This is a genomic window from Occallatibacter sp., assembly GCF_049582745.1.
Taxonomy (GTDB): Bacteria; Acidobacteriota; Terriglobia; order Terriglobales; family Acidobacteriaceae; genus Telmatobacter.
Genome location: NZ_JBAUUO010000134.1, coordinates 40,310 through 56,201 on the forward strand (window position 1 = coordinate 40,310; position 15,892 = coordinate 56,201).

General features: G+C 58.5%; 9 protein-coding genes. 6 read left to right on the top strand and 3 right to left on the bottom strand.

The genetic code is table 11. The features are described from left to right. Nucleotides 1-4 precede the first annotated feature (4 nt). Nucleotides 5-1,984 carry an ABC transporter substrate-binding protein gene (locus tag WCA10_RS18950; RefSeq protein WP_472824081.1) on the top strand — a complete coding sequence of 660 codons (1,980 nt, stop codon included), beginning with the start codon at nt 5-7 and terminating at the stop codon, nt 1,982-1,984. A gap of 86 nt (nt 1,985-2,070) precedes the next feature. Here WCA10_RS18950 and WCA10_RS18955 read toward each other — a convergent pair whose 3' ends face one another. Continuing rightward, a complete protein-coding gene (locus tag WCA10_RS18955; RefSeq protein WP_472824082.1) occupies nt 2,071-3,849 on the bottom strand; it encodes a hypothetical protein in 1,779 nt (592 codons plus the stop codon). Between the two features lie 400 nt (nt 3,850-4,249). After that, on the bottom strand, nt 4,250-7,132 hold the full coding sequence (locus WCA10_RS18960) for a PIG-L family deacetylase (RefSeq protein ID WP_472824083.1): 2,883 nt from the start codon (nt 7,130-7,132) through the stop codon (nt 4,250-4,252). Between the two features lie 52 nt (nt 7,133-7,184). On the opposite strand from WCA10_RS18960, the gene WCA10_RS18965 reads away from it, so the two are divergent. Next, entirely contained in the window at nt 7,185-8,609 is a 1,425-nt protein-coding gene (locus WCA10_RS18965; RefSeq protein ID WP_472824084.1) for an APC family permease, read from the top strand. Between the two features lie 140 nt (nt 8,610-8,749). Here the strand turns inward: WCA10_RS18965 and WCA10_RS18970 are convergent, their stop codons facing one another. Further along, complete coding sequence (locus WCA10_RS18970; RefSeq protein ID WP_472824085.1) at nt 8,750-11,440, bottom strand: tetratricopeptide repeat protein; 2,691 nt, start codon at nt 11,438-11,440, stop codon at nt 8,750-8,752. Nucleotides 11,441-11,812: 372 nt separating this feature from the next. On the opposite strand from WCA10_RS18970, the gene WCA10_RS18975 reads away from it, so the two are divergent. The 4 genes from WCA10_RS18975 to WCA10_RS18990 all read left to right on the top strand — a co-directional run bounded on the left by WCA10_RS18975 (nt 11,813) and on the right by WCA10_RS18990 (nt 15,887). After that, nucleotides 11,813-12,298, top strand: a complete 486-nt coding sequence (locus WCA10_RS18975; protein WP_472824086.1) for a hypothetical protein — start codon at nt 11,813-11,815, stop codon at nt 12,296-12,298. Between the two features lie 256 nt (nt 12,299-12,554). Then, nucleotides 12,555-13,556, top strand: coding sequence for a zinc-ribbon domain-containing protein (locus WCA10_RS18980; protein ID WP_472824087.1), 1,002 nt, complete (start codon nt 12,555-12,557; stop codon nt 13,554-13,556). A gap of 169 nt (nt 13,557-13,725) precedes the next feature. Beyond that, a complete protein-coding gene (locus WCA10_RS18985; protein ID WP_472824088.1) occupies nt 13,726-14,061 on the top strand; it encodes a DUF4870 domain-containing protein in 336 nt (111 codons plus the stop codon). After that, complete coding sequence (locus WCA10_RS18990) at nt 14,061-15,887, top strand: hypothetical protein (RefSeq protein ID WP_472824089.1); 1,827 nt, start codon at nt 14,061-14,063, stop codon at nt 15,885-15,887. Before WCA10_RS18985 ends, WCA10_RS18990 begins: the two co-directional genes overlap by 1 nt. Nucleotides 15,888-15,892 lie beyond the last annotated feature (5 nt).

Here is a 15,892-nt window from a genome sequence, read left to right on the forward strand (position 1 = left end):
TGCGATGCGGAAGGCATGGTTGGTGGTGGCGGCCGGCGTTTTGGCTGCCAGCACGATGTTGAGTCTGTATGCGCAGGGTCCCGCGAAGAGCCCCGCATGTGAGTGCGGCAAGCATCCTCCGGGTCCGCCGAAGGATCGTGTCGTAGAGCCGTATGCCGGCGAACCGGAGGACCTTAGTCCATACGCGAAGTTCACCGCGCCGTACGATTTGAACTATGTCCATCCAAACATCTATACGGGTGCAGAACGGGACATTGCGGAGCCCAAGAATCTGACCGAGATTCGCATCGGCTTCTTTGGACCGATCGAGCATAGTCCGGAGAAGGCATTCGGACTTCGCATGCTTCACGGCGCACAACTCGCGGTGGAGGAAGCGAACGCACGCGGGGGATACGGCGGCATTCCATTCAAGCTGATGCTGCATAACGACTACGACAACTGGCAGGCCAAGACCGTGTATGGCGACGACCGCCCGACCGACTCCAGCATCTGGGGTTCGCCATCCGACGAAACGGTAAAGATGGTGTACGACGACCTGGATTGGGCCATCTTCGGTTCAATCAGTTCCGAGTCGACGCACATCGCGTTACGCGTCGCTTTGAAAGCCGAGATTCCGATCGTCAATTCAGCGTCTACGGACCCAACGATTCCGGAGACATATATTCCGTGGTATTTCACGGATCTGCAGGACGATCGCGTTCAGGGCCTGACGCTGGCGCGGCGGATCTTTTCGGAACTGGGGTTGAAGCGGGTTGCGTTGCTGCGCGTCAACAGCCGCTACGGACGCTTCGGCGTGATCAAGTTTCGCGATGCTTCACGGCGTCTCGGCCACCCGGTTGTGATCGAGCAGAAGTTTATGCCGGGAGATACGGATTATACGCGTGCACTGAAGATCATCCAGTCTTCGCGGGCAGATGCCATCGTGTTGTGGACGGACGAAATTCCGGCGGCAAACATTCTGAGGCAGATGAAAGCGATGGGCATGAAGCAGCGGGTGTTTGGCTCTTATCGCACAATCGGGCCAGAGCTACTAGCCGAAGCTGGCACCGCGGCGGAGGGGTTTGAGGCGGTTTTCCCGTATGACCCAACGCGCAATGATCCAAAGTGGTTGGATTTCAACGCGCGCTTTGAGACACGGTATAAAGAAAAGCCGGAGCAGTTTGCTTCGCTCGCGTATGACGCGATGAACGCGTTGCTGGATTCGATCTGCAAGGCCGGACTGAATCGCGCGCGGATTCATGATGCGCTGGCGGATATTCAGGAATACGCCGGCGTGACCGGGCACATGATCTTCGATCCGAATCAGAAGAACGTCGCGCCCATGTTCCTGGGCACGGTCCACAACGGATCGGTTTCGTACCGTCTGGCGCCAATGGACAAACCGACGGCGAAGCCCACGCAGAAGTCGGCAGAAGGTGTAAAGCCCGCAACGGTTCCAGTGCCGTACGCGCGGGTTGGTGAAGAGGGCGTGACATATGCCGGGCCGCATTTGCAGAACTTGCCGGATGGTGTGAGGAAGGTGGTGCTCTTCGGACCGCACGCCGAGGTGGTAGTGCGATCGGCAGAGATGCAGGCGCTGCTTCGTGAGGATTCCGGACGGGGTGTGGAGTGGAGGTTACTGCCCGTTGCGAGCGATCAGAACTGGGGGGCCGCTTCGACGCAACTTGTTCATGCGCTGATGGATGAACATGCGCTGGCAATCCTGGCACTGGACCGCGATGCGGCCCACCTCTCGGAGCAACTGGCGTTGAAGGCGTTTGTGCCGGTCGTAGCGCTGAGCGAGGATCGCAAACTGACTTCGACCAATATTCCCTGGATTTTTCGATTGCCTGCTGCGACGAAGCCTGCGGCTGCGATGAAGCTGATTGAAGATGCGGAGGAAAAGAGCGGGCCGAATGCAGAGAAGCTTCGTGACGTGCTGGCTTCGGGAGAGCCGATTGATGGAGTCGCGTTTCTTTCGACCGGGGAACCGAGGGTCAAATAGCGACGATGAAGTAGTCAGGACTGGCGGAAAAAGGTGGGGCAGTCCGATTTGGACTGCCCCATTTGTTCTGCGGAGAAGCCGCGGATCTAGGGGAGGTAGTAGCGGAAGGAGGTCCACCACATGTTGTCGGTTCCGGAGGCGCCGCCGTTGGGGTTGAGCGGGCCGCCCGTGCCCGACCAGAGGTTGCGTTCGAACAGGGCGTACTGGAAGCCCTGGCGGAGACGGCCTTTAGGACCGGCGTAGATGTTGTACCACCAGCCAGCCGAGAACTCCTGCACGTCCTTGGTATTCGCTCCGCAATTGCTAGGGGCTCCGGGGTTGCCGCTTGCATTCGCTGCGCTCGATGCATTCTCGGTGTTGCAGCCTGACATGTTCGCGGTATATGTGCCGTAGCCGACTTCCTTGCCCGAGACCGGATCGATGGTGTAATCCCGTCCAATATAGTCGCCACCGTAGTTGAAGTAGAGATTCAGACGGGAAGTGGGGTTCATCTCCAGTGTGCTGATGGCGGAGAAACCGTGCAGTGGTGAGATGGTTGCGTCGGGACGGAGGGTGATGTCGGCGATGGTCGAGGAACCGTAGCGGCCGACGCCCTCGCCGTACAGGCCCTTCAGGCCGATGGTGACCTTTTTCCCGGCCAGTGGACCGCGGAAGCCGCCACCAATCCCTCCACCCCAGGTCGTGTTGTTAAACGGCGTGCCGCCCGTGGGATAGATGCGGTCGCGGAAAGACCGGCCGATTCCGAAGAGTTCCCAGTGACCCCAACCCGGCTCAATCGCGATCTTGGCGACGAAGTCCGGTGTCAGGTTATAGGAGTAGTTGCTCTGGTTGTCATACAGGCCGCCGGTGCTTCCGACCGTGGTGAGAAGCAGATTCGTGGGCAGATTCTGTCCGCCCGGATTAAGCGTTTCAGCATTCTCAGCCGAGATGCCCGTGAAGAACTTCTTACCGAAGTCCTTGCTCACGCGGAAGCTGTACTGGCGAGTCCATACAAATCCGGCCATGTACTGAGGATCGATGCTAGAGGGTAGAATCTCTGTGCCGCGCGTCAGACCCTTCGTGGTTTCGGCTGCCAGTGACCAGCCTTGACCACCGGAGAAGTCCCATCCGTCCGTCAACTTTGCGTCAGCCCACAACTGCCGTTGGCGCAGGGTATAGCTGTTGGACTGGTTGTTATTTGAGGTAACCCCAGAACTCAGCCAGTCCATTTCGTAGTAGCCCGAAAGCGTCATGCTGTCGAGTTTGCCGGTGGCTTTGATCGCTAAACGGGACTGGCGACCCGACCCTTGAAACTCGCTTAACTGCGCAGCCTCTGAGTGGTCCAGCGGAACACCGGTGAATGGCGTGTTGAGTCCACCGCCGGTGCCGCCCTGACGCCACACAGTTTCGGCCGCTATGAAGCTGCCTGCCGGCGAAAGAGTTATTCCCTTGTAGTGAAGGGCCTCAGGGCTTGCAATTGCCTTCTTGATCGAAGCTGCTTCGTCAGAAAACGATGAGACCGCTGAAGCGTTAGCGGCTTTCATGTCTGTGACCGTGCTCTGGAGAGTGGAGACGGCGGCGGAGTTTTCGGTGAGTGCCGATTGCTGCGCGGTCGCATCTGCTTCGGCCTTCTGTGCCGCGGCCTGGGCATCAGCAGCTGCCTGCTGTGCCTGTTTCAATTGCGCGTCCTTGGTCGCCAGATCGGATTTCAAGCCGTCGATCTGGCCCTGGAATTCCTGCCGCAGAGCGTTGATCTGTTCTTCGACAGTGGGTTTGGGAGGCTGTTTTTTGGCGGCGTGCTTTTTGGCGGGTGCGGGGGGATCACCGGCGTATGCATTCGTACCAACGAGACTGGCAGCCAGGATTGCAGCGGCAACCATTTTCATTTGGAATTTCATTGGGCGTCTTTTTCCTCTCAGATCAGGTTGTTTCGTGCGGACGCCCGTGTACGCCTGGCGCCCGTAGATGGATCACCGCACTGGTACTGAAGATGAAGCCATGTGGAGATCAAACTGAATTGCGCGCGAGCGAAGAAGGGCATGAAAAGAGCGGGAACTGAGATGTGGCTTTTCTTCGTTGCGTCTGACTCCCACACTCGCAGATTTTGATGAATATTTGACTAATTCACATACTTTTAACAGGTTACGTGCGCGACTATCGCCGATGTTAAAGAAAGGTAAATTTATCGATTATTCATAATTAGATGAAGCAAACGAACAAGTGAATGCGACCTCGCAGATGCGGGGGAATTGCTTGTCTTTCGGAGGTTTCGGGTGCGTTGCGGTATTAGTGGTTTGTGTGTGCATCTTTGCCGGCACTTACCAGGTTGGCAAGGATGCGATAGGCGCCGGGCACTAACTCAGGTAACTGGCGATAGAGGGCATAGGCGACGTAGATGTAGGTTCCTTTGCCGGGATGGGTGACAATCAATCCGCCGCGCTGCGGATCCTGTCCCGGATCGGCAGTCTCGGTGAGCGCCGTATATCCCGGATCCCATGAATCAAGGAAAGAGTGACCGCGCTCTTCGACCCAGCCGTCGAAGTCGGCGGGGGTGATCTTGTTGGGGAAGTTGAGGAGCGGGTTGTTAGGGGCGAGCAATTTCACGGGAGCCTGTTCGTCGACTACGCGTTCTGGCAGTCGGCCGCCGAGCGAGATAGGCAGCGGTGCAGGGAACGCGCTGCTCTGATACTGGACGACGAGTGTGCCGCCGTTGCGAACCCACTCTTCAAGGCGCGGCTGGACTTTGGGCAACTCGGGACGGACGGAGTATGCACGGATGCCCATGACGAGAACGTTGTAAGTACTGAGGTCTCCGGAGATGAGATCGGAAGCGGAGAGCAGTTGCGGCGTGATGCCCATGCCTTCCAATGCTTCGGGGACCAGGTCGCCGGGACCCATGACGTATCCGATGCGAAGTCCCGGAGCGAGCTTGACATCGATCTTGCGGGTCTGGAGAATGGCGGGCGCGTACTGGTTGTAAGGGCGAAGGCCGGGATAGCCGACGCTGTGCCAGCCGGAGAGATAATCGCGACCGGCGGATTGCGCGACGGCCTGGATGGAATAGGCTCCAGTCTGCGCGCTCGCGGGAGTTACAGAGAAGAGGATCGGATCAGTGTCTCCGGCGGTCTTCCGATGGAACTCAGCCTGGGCCGGTTCGCAGCGCCAACCATCGGGGAGCTTAAGGGTAACGGTGCCATCCGCAGCGGCCTGGGTGTGAACGGTGACGCGGACAGGGAGCGCGCTGCCATCGAGTGGGAGGATGCTGGCTTGCGGAGCGACGCTGACGCCGATGGCTGGGGTGACTACCAATGGTTCGTAGAAGCCGCCGGGGCCAGTGACGCGCCTAAGGGTTTGCACGACTGTGCCGAGTCGGATGGGCAGGCCATCGAAGGTGAACTCGGCCCAGGCGTCGAGCGGGTAGGGAGCGAATGAGCGCTCGCGCCATTGAGGATTGGCGATGTCGTAGTAGGGCTGTTCGGTGTTGGGACGCGTGAAGAAGGGCGCAGTGGGAGCGGCGTTTGCGGCGGCGTGGACTGTAAAGACGGGATCGGCGACTGGCGCGGTGGGGTTGATAGCGCCGCCGGTGATCGTGCTCTTCCAGTTTTCGCCGGTGCGGCTCTGGAGCCAGACTTTTTCGAGGCGCGTGGCGTTGGTGGCCTGGGAAGCGTGGACGTGAACGCGGAACTCTTCGCTGGGTGAGACGCCGGTGGGGGCTTCGTCCGCGGAGGCGCCGCGGAATCCGGCGGACTGGGCGTGGGCTTCGTTGGTGCGGAAGGCGACGAGGTCGAGGCCAAGGATGTCGGCGAGTGCGGACTGGAATTGATTGATTTTGGCGTCGAGTTCGAAGAGAAGCGTGGCGCTGGCTTCGCGAGGTAGTGTGGCGTCGGCATCCACGCGTTTGCGGAGATCGAGAGTTTGCCGGTACAACGGCGAAAGGAGGTGCGCAACCTCAAGCGGCGATTTGCCGGAGCATTGCACTTTAAAACCCTGCAATCCCGCCTCGATTGCGCGCAGATCGCCGTTGAGCCACGGGGCTGCCGCAGCGCCGGCATGATGCCCAAGCCTCGTCCAACTGGTATCGATATAGACCTTGCTGTTTTGGAAGAGGCTATCGGTCGCCGCATTTAAGCCTGGTTCCGGTCCAGCTTCAGGCGAGACGGCCCAGAGGTGATAGCTGGCCGTTGCGGGGCCGCTGAGGGATGGATTGGCTCCGCCGTTTTGCGACTTCTGCTCGCCCCAGCCTTCGCGGGCGATCTGTGTGTAACTACGACCGAGGGTAGTGTCACGGGTTCCGACGGGGATACGGACGTCAGTGGACGGGACCGTCTTAAGGATTTCGCCGGTGACGTAGTTCTTGAACTTCGCGGGCGCCCACTTTCCGGTGGCGTAATCGTACATGCCTTTATCCGTGACGGGCGCGAAGGGCGTCATGGAGTAAACGGCGAGGGGCTGCCAGGGTTGGAGGCCGAGGCCGCCTTCGGAGATGGGCTTGAGCTGATCGGGGAAGACCTTTGGATCGGCGGCGGCCTTGAAGACTTCCTGAGCGATTTCGCCGGAGACCTGGTGCTGGCCATGGCCGTCGGTGATGCCGCCGACAAAGGTGGAGACGATGACCTGGGGGCGCTCGCTGCGGACGGCGAGGACAGCGTCATAGAGGACGCGCTCGTGGGTCCACTTCTGGAAGGATTCTTCCTGCGTCTTGGAGAAGCCGAAGTCGGCTTCGCTGCCCCAGAGCTGTTTGGCTCCGTAGTATTGGCCGGCTTTGAGGAGTTCGTTGGTGCGGATGATGCCGAGGGCATCGTAGAGTTCGCCGGACATGGCGTTCTGTCCGCCTTCGCCGCGGGTGAGGGTGAAGAGCGTGCAGCGCACGCCGAGGCCGCGCGAAAGGTAGGTGAGCAGCGCGCCATCTTCGTCGTCGGGATGGGCGACGATCATCATGAGACCGGCGGTGGTGTTGAGTTGCTTTAGAGTCTGCTCGAGCCTGGCTTCGCCGCGGTCTTCAGGGAGCGGAAGCGAGATGAGGTGCGGCTCGGATGGCGGCAACTGTGCGACTGATGCGGCCTGCGCGGGCATTTGCGGTGCCGCGGCGAATGCGATGAGGACCGCTGTAATCGACGCTGCGAGGGCAGCGTTGGCGGATGCGTGAGGTGCTCCCTGAGAAAAGAACATGGTTGTGGTCAGTGTACAATCCGTGAAGCACTGCGGCTGGAAGATCCCTTTCGTGACCACGTCTCGCAAATCAGCAGAAACAGAATCGGGCCATCTCGAGCGGCGGATCGGGCTGCGGTCGGCGGTGCTGTTCAACATGCTGGAGATGATCGGCGTAGGGCCGTTCATCACGCTGCCGCTGGTGATTGCGGCGGCGGGCTACAAGCTTTCAGTTTGGGCATGGCTGCTGGGCGCGGCGATCGCGGTGATGGATGGGCTGGTCTGGGCAGAGCTGGGCGCGGCGTTTCCGCAAGCCGGCGGTTCCTACGCTTTTCTCCGAGAGATCTACGGGCCGAAGGGCGCTGGAAACTGGCTGAGTTTTTTGTATGTGTGGCAGCTGAGTTTTTCTGCGCCGCTTTCGATCGCCTCGGGATGCATCGGGCTGTCGAGTTTTCTGGCGTGGTTCTGGCCGGGGCTTGAGTCGGCTCCGATTGCGGCGCTGCCGGCGCTGCACTGTGCAAATTTTGCGGCGGCTGCGGCTTGTCTGCTGGTGACGGCGCTGCTCTATCGAAATCTGAGCTCGGTGACGCGGCTCGCGTGGGTGCTGTTTGCAGGGGTGATGGCCGCGATGGCGGGCGTGATTGCGTCAGGGTTTGCGCATGCAGCGGCAATGGGCGGATGGCATATGCCGCCGAGTCCGGCGCAGTCGGCGGCGTTTGCGATTGGCGGGTTGGCGCAGGCGACGCTGATTGCGACGTATGACTATTGGGGCTACTACAACATCACGTTTCTGGGCAGCGAGGTGCGGCAGCCGGAGAAGACGATTCCGCGGGCGATCTTGCTGTCGGTGCTGTTTGTGACGACGTTGTATGTGGTCATGAATTTCTCGGCGCTGCCCTCGATGCGCGATGCAGCGAGACATGCGGGCGAGGGTGCGATTGCGCGGGTTCAACTGGTGGCGGAGATTGCTCGATCGGCGTTCGGACAGTGGGCGGGATACACGATAGCGGCGCTAGTGATGTGGACGGCGTTCGCATCGGTGTTCTCGTTGCTGCTGGGATATTCGCGCGTGCCGTTTGCAGCGGCGCAGAACGGGAACTATTTTCGGTTTCTGGCGGCGGTTCATCCGAAGCACGGGATTCCCCACCGGTCGCTGGTGGCGCTGGGGTTGGTGGCCACGGTGTTTTGCTTTTTCTCCCTTCAGCAGGTGATCACGATGCTGGTGGTGACGCGCATCCTGCTGCAATTCTTCTTGCAGCACGTGGGCGTGATGCTGCTGCGGGTGCAGCGGCCGGAACTGGAGCGGCCGTTCAAGATTCCGCTGTATCCGTTGCCGCCGGTGCTGGCGATGGCGGGATTTGTGTTCATCCTGGTGAACCGCAGCAAGGCGATGGGCGGGCTGGCAATGGCGGGGGGGATTGCGTTGAGCGGTACATTGATCTACCTGTGGCGCGCGAAGCGGCTGGGGCAGTGGCCGTTTACGGTACGACCGTGGTGATTTCCCCAAGGGGGGTGCCCCACATACTCTGTGAACAAAGTTGATGTGGCAACCACGCCAGCAGAAGAATGCCGAAGCTGAGCCGATCGCGCGGCGATGGTGTCCATCGCTCTCATCGTCGCGGGAGCAGTCCTGTACGATCAGAGATTTGGTACGCTTCGTGAAGCTTGCCGATCGGACGTGGCTCTTCGCGAAATCAAGCCAAACCCTTTGCCGCCGGCACTATTCTCGACCGCCGTCAGTTGCTCTTGTGCCAGAGCGTAGCGCCCCATCTTGTTCGCCAGTTCCGCCTGCAAGAGCCGATCTTCCAATTCGATGCCTTTAAAGTCTCGTCTCCGTGCTCCCTCATCTATTTGTATTAGCAGAGGCCGTGATTCGGCTGGGTGATCCGAGTTGAGCTTGACTCGTGCCCCTGCTAGTGCACATTGCAGGCGCACATATGGGTTCTGGCTCTTCTTAGCCAGATTCTGCGCTTGTTCATATTCATGCTGTGCATCAATCTGTTTCGACTCGGTAAGCAAGGCCTTGATAAGCACGACGGCGGCTATCAGTTCGTCATCGGACGATCCTTCCTGACGAAATTCTTGTTGGAGTTTGCGAACTGCTGCTTCAGCCTCTGCGGCGTGGCCTTCCTCAATCGACACAAGGGCTAATGCAGTCTCGGTTTCCGCAGCCATTTGCTTTTCTCCTGCTTGTTTTCGCAACGCCAGAGATTCTTCGTACGATTTCCGAGCAGCTGCAAGATCACCTCTATCCAGCCATACGTCACCTTCCCCACTGAGGACGTAGGCGATGGCATTCTTGTCGTCGATTTCCTTTGCCGTAGCTTTGGCCTGAGCATAAAAGACATCGGCGGTTTTCAAGTTTCCGTTTTGCCGCGACAGGTCGCCAAGGTTATTCAAGTTCAGGGCCACGCCCTCCTTGTCCTCGGTAGCCTGGTAGTCGGGGATCGATTCTTCCAGTAGTCTCTTCGCATCAGGCAAATCTCCAAGCGAAACACGGACGGCTGCGATGTTACTCAAAGCCGTAGCGGCTCCCGAGAGGTTTCCGACCTCGCGAAACCCCGCAAGTGCCTGCCGAGAGATTTTCTCGGCCTCTTTCAGATCGCCTCGCTGATAGTAGATCGCTGCAAGATCAGTGCGCATCATTGATTCCCCGTTCACGTCATGTGTCTCAATGGAACTGTCGAGAGCATTCTCGCAATCGCTCAAAGCCTGTTCCAGGTTGCCGGCCGAGGGACCTTGTTGACACAGAATTCCGAGGGTCCTTGAGACCAGAACGTGCGACCCCTGTGCACTCGCTTTCGCGATCGCACGCCTGGCAGCTTCCTGCGCGCGATTGAAGTCGGTATTGATCCAGGTTGAAGCCTCAGCTACGTCGATCCGGGCATCGTCGCGCATGGGAGGCGGAAGGCGTCGAAGCGTGGCCAGCGTTTGCAATGCGTCGGAATGCTTCAAATAATTCTGAGCAGACGCCAGAAGCAGCCCGTAGTCCAGATTGTCCGGGAAAATATGAAAAAGCGTCTGATAGGCTTCGACGGCTTTGGGGTAGTCTGCAATCGCCTTTCGGTACGTCCCTTCCACCAGGAGGCGCTGCTCTTGAGATAGATGATCCGAGAGGTCGACAGCAAGTTGCGCCTCCTTGCGGGCCTTAACTTCGTAGCCTGAATGCCACAAGGCATCCGCGAGCGCCGAATGGGACAGCGGATATTTGGGATCTGCCGCGATTGCCTCGGTGAGCAAACTTCGGGCTGAAGCCAAATCGAAAGCCCAAAGCTTTTCGCGTCCGGCAGCAAAGAGTCTGGCAGCTCTTTCGTTTGATGGCATTGCGGCCCGGATAGCGGTCGAGTTCTCAGACGAGATGGGATGCAAGCCAAGCTTCTGGCGCAGATCTTGTCCTGCGCGGTCAGCGAGTTGGAATAGATCATTCTCGTCACCGGAAAGTGCTTCCTCCGCGATTGTCTCGCCGGCCGCGGTGTCCTGAATGCGGAGGTCGAGACGAATTTGTCTTCCTCCTGGAAGCAGCGTGTACGATCCTAGCACTACCACATCGGCACCCGGATCAGTCCGGAGTCGCTGCAAAGTTGATGGAGCCAGCGTATCTTCATCTGCCAAGAGCAAGTCACTTTTCGCCCGCGCTACATCTTCGCCCGAAACCATTCGTACTTCGCCGTCTGCTCCAAGCTCGGTGTTGAGCATTTCAGAGAAAGCAGCCGAGAGCCACTTGTCTTCGGCACGCCCAGGCAGATTCCGAAAACCCAACACAGCGACCGATCTCCTGATATTGATCGGCGACAGAGCACTGTGAGCCTCCGCGCTGTGGAGAGTGGGGCGCAGTGGGGAACGCAGCGAATAGAGCCCGAGGCCAACGACGACAGCGGCTGCGATGCCGGCGATCATCGGGTTGCGATTGAGACCACGCTGGGGCGCGGCTGGTATTGCGATTGAGGCGGGGCTTTTAGCCACTCGTTCCGCCTGTGCGGGCACCGCAGCATGTATGGTTACCGGCGCCACAAATCTGTAACCGCGTCTCGGAACCGTTTCAATAAACCTCGGGTTGGCGGCAGAATCGCCAAGTGCCTCACGCAGTTTTCCCACTGCCACGCTCACGCAAGCGTCGAAATCCACAAACGTATTCCCCGGCCACAGCCGCTGGCAGATGGTCTCGCGGCCCACAAGCTCGCCGGCATTTTCGAGCAGAAGGATCAGCAATTGGAATGGCTGTTCCTGCAGCTTGAGCCGCGCCCCTTTTCTTTGCAACTCACCAGTCTGGGGGTTGGCTTCGAACAGACCAAAGCGATAAACCGAAGCGGCTTTTGTATTCTCGATCATTCGGATCACTTGAACATTGGTGGGAAGAAGTCCGAAAACGTATCTGGAGTTTTACCACAGATTGGTAGCGGAGCGAATCGGTCCGTTTAGAGTCGACGGTAATCGATTGATAAATAGCCATTTATCTGTTTAGAAGGATTTTGGCCACTGTTTCTTTGACTCCGAGAGGTTTCTCGCGGAAGGTGTGGGTGTTCGAGAACAGATCCCTGCACATCCCCGAGGTCCATATGTCTCTGTCGAAGGAAACCCGAAAAGATCAAACAGCCAATTGAAAAACAATTCAACCCTCGACCCACCCGGCGCAAAGGCGCGACGCGGACCATTACCGCGCCATTGGTTTACTGCGTACCCGCAACTTCAAGGAGAAATGTCATGCCAACTCAAAACGTGCCCCGCTTGCCGGCCGTGGCCTTTGCCTTCGTCCTGGCAACGCTCGCTTTCACCGCGCCCGCGCTCGCCGCACCGGGTAGCAGCGGCAGCGCCTGGACCGCCAATGGCGCCACCGCTTGCGAGAAATATCTGACACCTGATGTGGTGGCCGCAATTTTGCGCAATCCTGCCGGCAAGCCGCGGCGGCTCGACGCGAACTCCTGCAATGTCGGCCCGATTTACATAAGCCTGAAAGTTGCGGACATTGACGTGTTCCGGCAGGAAATCCCGAGAATTGTCGGCACGCACCCGATCAGCGGCTTCGGCGATGGCGCGTACTGGAACGAGGCAGGCGCCTTCTCTGCCGTCAAGGGCCATGATCGCGGCTGCGAAATCAGTGTTATCGACCCCGGAGCACCGAAGATTCACAACGCGGAGCTTGGGCAAAAGTTCGGTGAGATTTGTAACAAGTTATTCGCCATACCGTGATTTACGTGGCGCAGCCTGAGCTATTTTCGCGCGTGGCCTAAGTTTGACCAATAGAAGAACTGGGAATCTCATCTCTCAATTCTTAGACATCGGATGACGGCCTCGAGGGCAATGTCAGGAAGATTGCGCTCAGCTTGTCCGGGACGCCGTGAAAGCCTCGGCTCCTGGATGCCCCAGTTCCCGCCTTTGAAGCTTGGGGCGCTTGCGATCCTCATTGCCGAGGCTATAGATCAAATCGCAACTAGGAGTTGGCACAATGAGCAAATTTTGCGGTACATGTGGATCGCCCTTAAACGATGGGCAAAAATTCTGCGGCAAATGTGGATCGATCAATTCACCTGCTCAGCAAGCGCCTGCAGCGGCCCCGCAACCCAGCACTCTTCCTCCGCCGCCCGCCTACACCCCAGTCGCGCAGCCGCAGCCGATCGCGGCAGCTTCGCAGGCCCCCACTCAATCCAACGCGCTGCTCAAAGCAGGCATTGCTGCGGTCCTCATCATCTTCGTCGGTGGCGCTGCCGCGCTCGGCGCCGTGTACTACGTGGTTCACAAGGTCAAAGAAAAAGTCCAGGCGGTTAGGCACCAAGTGGAGGGAGATAACCCCAACCCAGCGCCAGGTGGACTTGCCTCCATGATCCAGAAGGCGGCGTCCTCGGCCGCTTCGAGTGACGATCCCAGCAGCGGTTTCAAAGGTGATCCATGCCGCTTTCTCAGCAAAGAAGATGTATCGAAAGCAGTGGGCATCGAGATTATCCGTGCACAAGCACAAGACACGGCCTGCAGCTACATCGCCAAGGGCGATCCGGCAGACATGGTTTCAAAACACATGACGTCGATGGTTACAAGTCAGGCCAAGAGCAACGGTTCGCACCCCACTGCGGACCAGACAAGAATGATGCAGCAAATCACGGGCGCTTTCTTCAAACAGCAGGAAGCCTCTGACAAGAGCCTGTCGAAGGAAGCAGCAACCGGGGAGGTCCTCATCCTTGCAGTCAGCTTCAGCGCCGGCAACGCCGAACTCGAAATGAAGATGAATCGCATGGCCTTCAACCACATTTCGGGCACCAACGCTCGTGGCACAACTACGGATCAGGTAGCAACAGGCGATGTCGACGGCATTGGCGACGATGCGTACGAGATGGGCGGAACCGGCCTCATCTTTCGCAAAGGCCAGACCGTCGTGCACATGATGTTCCCCGAATGCCCATGCGATGCCAACGCAATCAAACCGCTCGCCGCGAACATCGCCAAGCAGCTGTAGAAACCAAAACCCGGGTAGAGAAAGGAATCTTCTTATGAGCTTCTGTCAGAACTGCGGACATCGCCTCCCTGAAAACTCATCTTCCTGTCCATTCTGCGCCTCGGGCGCACGTTCCGCGGTGGCTGTCGCCGCGCCGGCACCAGCCGCTTCGGGGCTTCAGCCAAACGTCGTGGCTGCGCTTGCCTATCTTGCTGGATTTATCACCGGCATCATCTTTCTGCTGATTGATCCATTCAAGGCAGACCGCTTTGTTCGCTTCCATGCTTTCCAGTCGATTTTCTTCAATGTTGCCTGGGTTGGTTTTTGGATTGTCTGGGCGATCGCCGGAATGATTTTGGGGGCCGTTACCAAGGGTCTGTTCTTCATCATCGAATTGCCGGTGAATTTACTGCTGATGGTCGGCGGCTTCTGTCTTTGGGCGTTTCTTATGTACAGCGCTTCCCAGGGAAGAACCTTCAAGCTCCCCATTGTCGGCGCACTCGCTGCAAAGCAGGCTGGTCTCTGATGAACACCGCAAGGAAGCATTCTTCACGCTTGTTGACGGCGCGCACATTTTGCAGCCCGGCCTTCCGAGGCTTACTGGCAATTCTGCTGCTGCTCGGCGCGTGCAAGCAGGCTTCCTCGCCTTCCAGTCAGCAACCGCAGCCAGCCGCCACCTCCAACTCAAATGCAGAAGCCGGCGATGTGAAGGATATCTTCGATCCCAAGCTTCATCCCGGGGCAACTGTCGTTCATCCCGTGGATCCGCACAGTCTTACGGAGTCTCAGCTTAAGTTTGGAGTCGCACCTCGCCGCGATCCCTCCGTCGAGTACCAGCCCGGCATCATCCTCATGGAAAACGGCGATAAGGCCATCAAGTCCGTCGCCACGGACGGTATGACCTGGACATTCGACGCGAATGCGCCCCAGGTCAGTGATTTTCAGGAAGGCAAGGTCGTCTTCGCGACCGGCCGCGCCGTGGGTCGCGTGTTGAGCCTCAAGCGGCAAGGTGACGCGGTGAGCGTGATTCTGGGCCCTGTTCAACTCACCGATGTGATACGCAACGGACACTTCGAGATGAACGAGGCCGTCGACCTGAACAACATGATCTCGTATGTGGCACCGGACTACCCTCAGCCACCCGACCCCGATCAGCAGAAAACAAGTTTCAACAGGCAGATATCGCCGAAACATGTTGACGAGCGCATGGTTCTTTCCAGAGTTTCGCACGCAGGAAAATGGACGCCAGCAACCATGGTCAGTTCGTTTGCCGACGGTCATCGCGAATCTTATTACAGAACCGGTCGCCGCTGGTCGCCGACAAGGGTGCATGCGCAACGGCTCGCCAATGGCCCCGGCATTGGATTTGGCGGAGCCCGGCAGGAGCGCACAAGCGGGCAACTGCAAATGCCCGGGGTGCCCGGAGTCAGCGGAATCCAGCCCCTGCAGGTTCCTTTGCAGCCTTTCGACCCGCCCAAGCTTCTGGGTCAGTTGCCGCTTGTGAATCTCTCCGGTGGTAAAGCCATCCCCATGGCAGGCAGCGATGGCGGCGTCGGCGTGGAGTACGACTACGACCAGGGTGGTCTTAAACTCCGCGCCTCCGGCTATATGAAGATGCGCGACTCCGGGGTCAAGTTCTTTTTAGACATCAAGGACGGCCTGCAGGATTGCGGCATCCGCCTGAACGGCAGTGTCGGCATCAAGCTTCATCTCAATGCATCCGCCGCGAAGGACTTCCAAGCCAATTTCCATAAAAAGCTCTGGCTGCCCATCGACCTCTCGATTCCTCTGGGCGGACCAGTTCCCTTGTCCCTCACCTTCAATTCTTCGTTCATTGTCGAAACCGCTTTCAGCGCCAAAACCTCCGTGCTGAATGCGGAGGGTGAATACTCATTCGGTGCGGGCATGGACGCCGGATACTGGGCGAAAGCGTGGCGGCTCAATACCGGCGCATCCGTGAAGACAGTGACCGATGTTGGAGATTCCGTAGAAGGAATCTCGGTCGGAATCAATTCGGTTGTGATGGGATTCAACATCCGAACCATGGTTGGCATTGGCGCGTTCGGATTCAACGCTGGCGTCTACATACAATTCCGGTTTTCCGGCACTGCGCTCAAGGCGCCCAACAATGCTTTTGCGTGCAAGCAGGGAACGATCGACATCAACCTCGACACCGGGGTCGGCTACGCTATCCCGCAATGGGTCACAACCGCGATCAATGTCTTCCTGACGCCATTTACCTCGAAGCGGGTTGACCCTACGGGAACTTTTCTTCGAGGTCCTTCCCAACCGCTCTATCAACACGTGACCCAACATCCAGAAGGATGCGCCTCCCAGAAGGGCGGAGGTTGAACTCA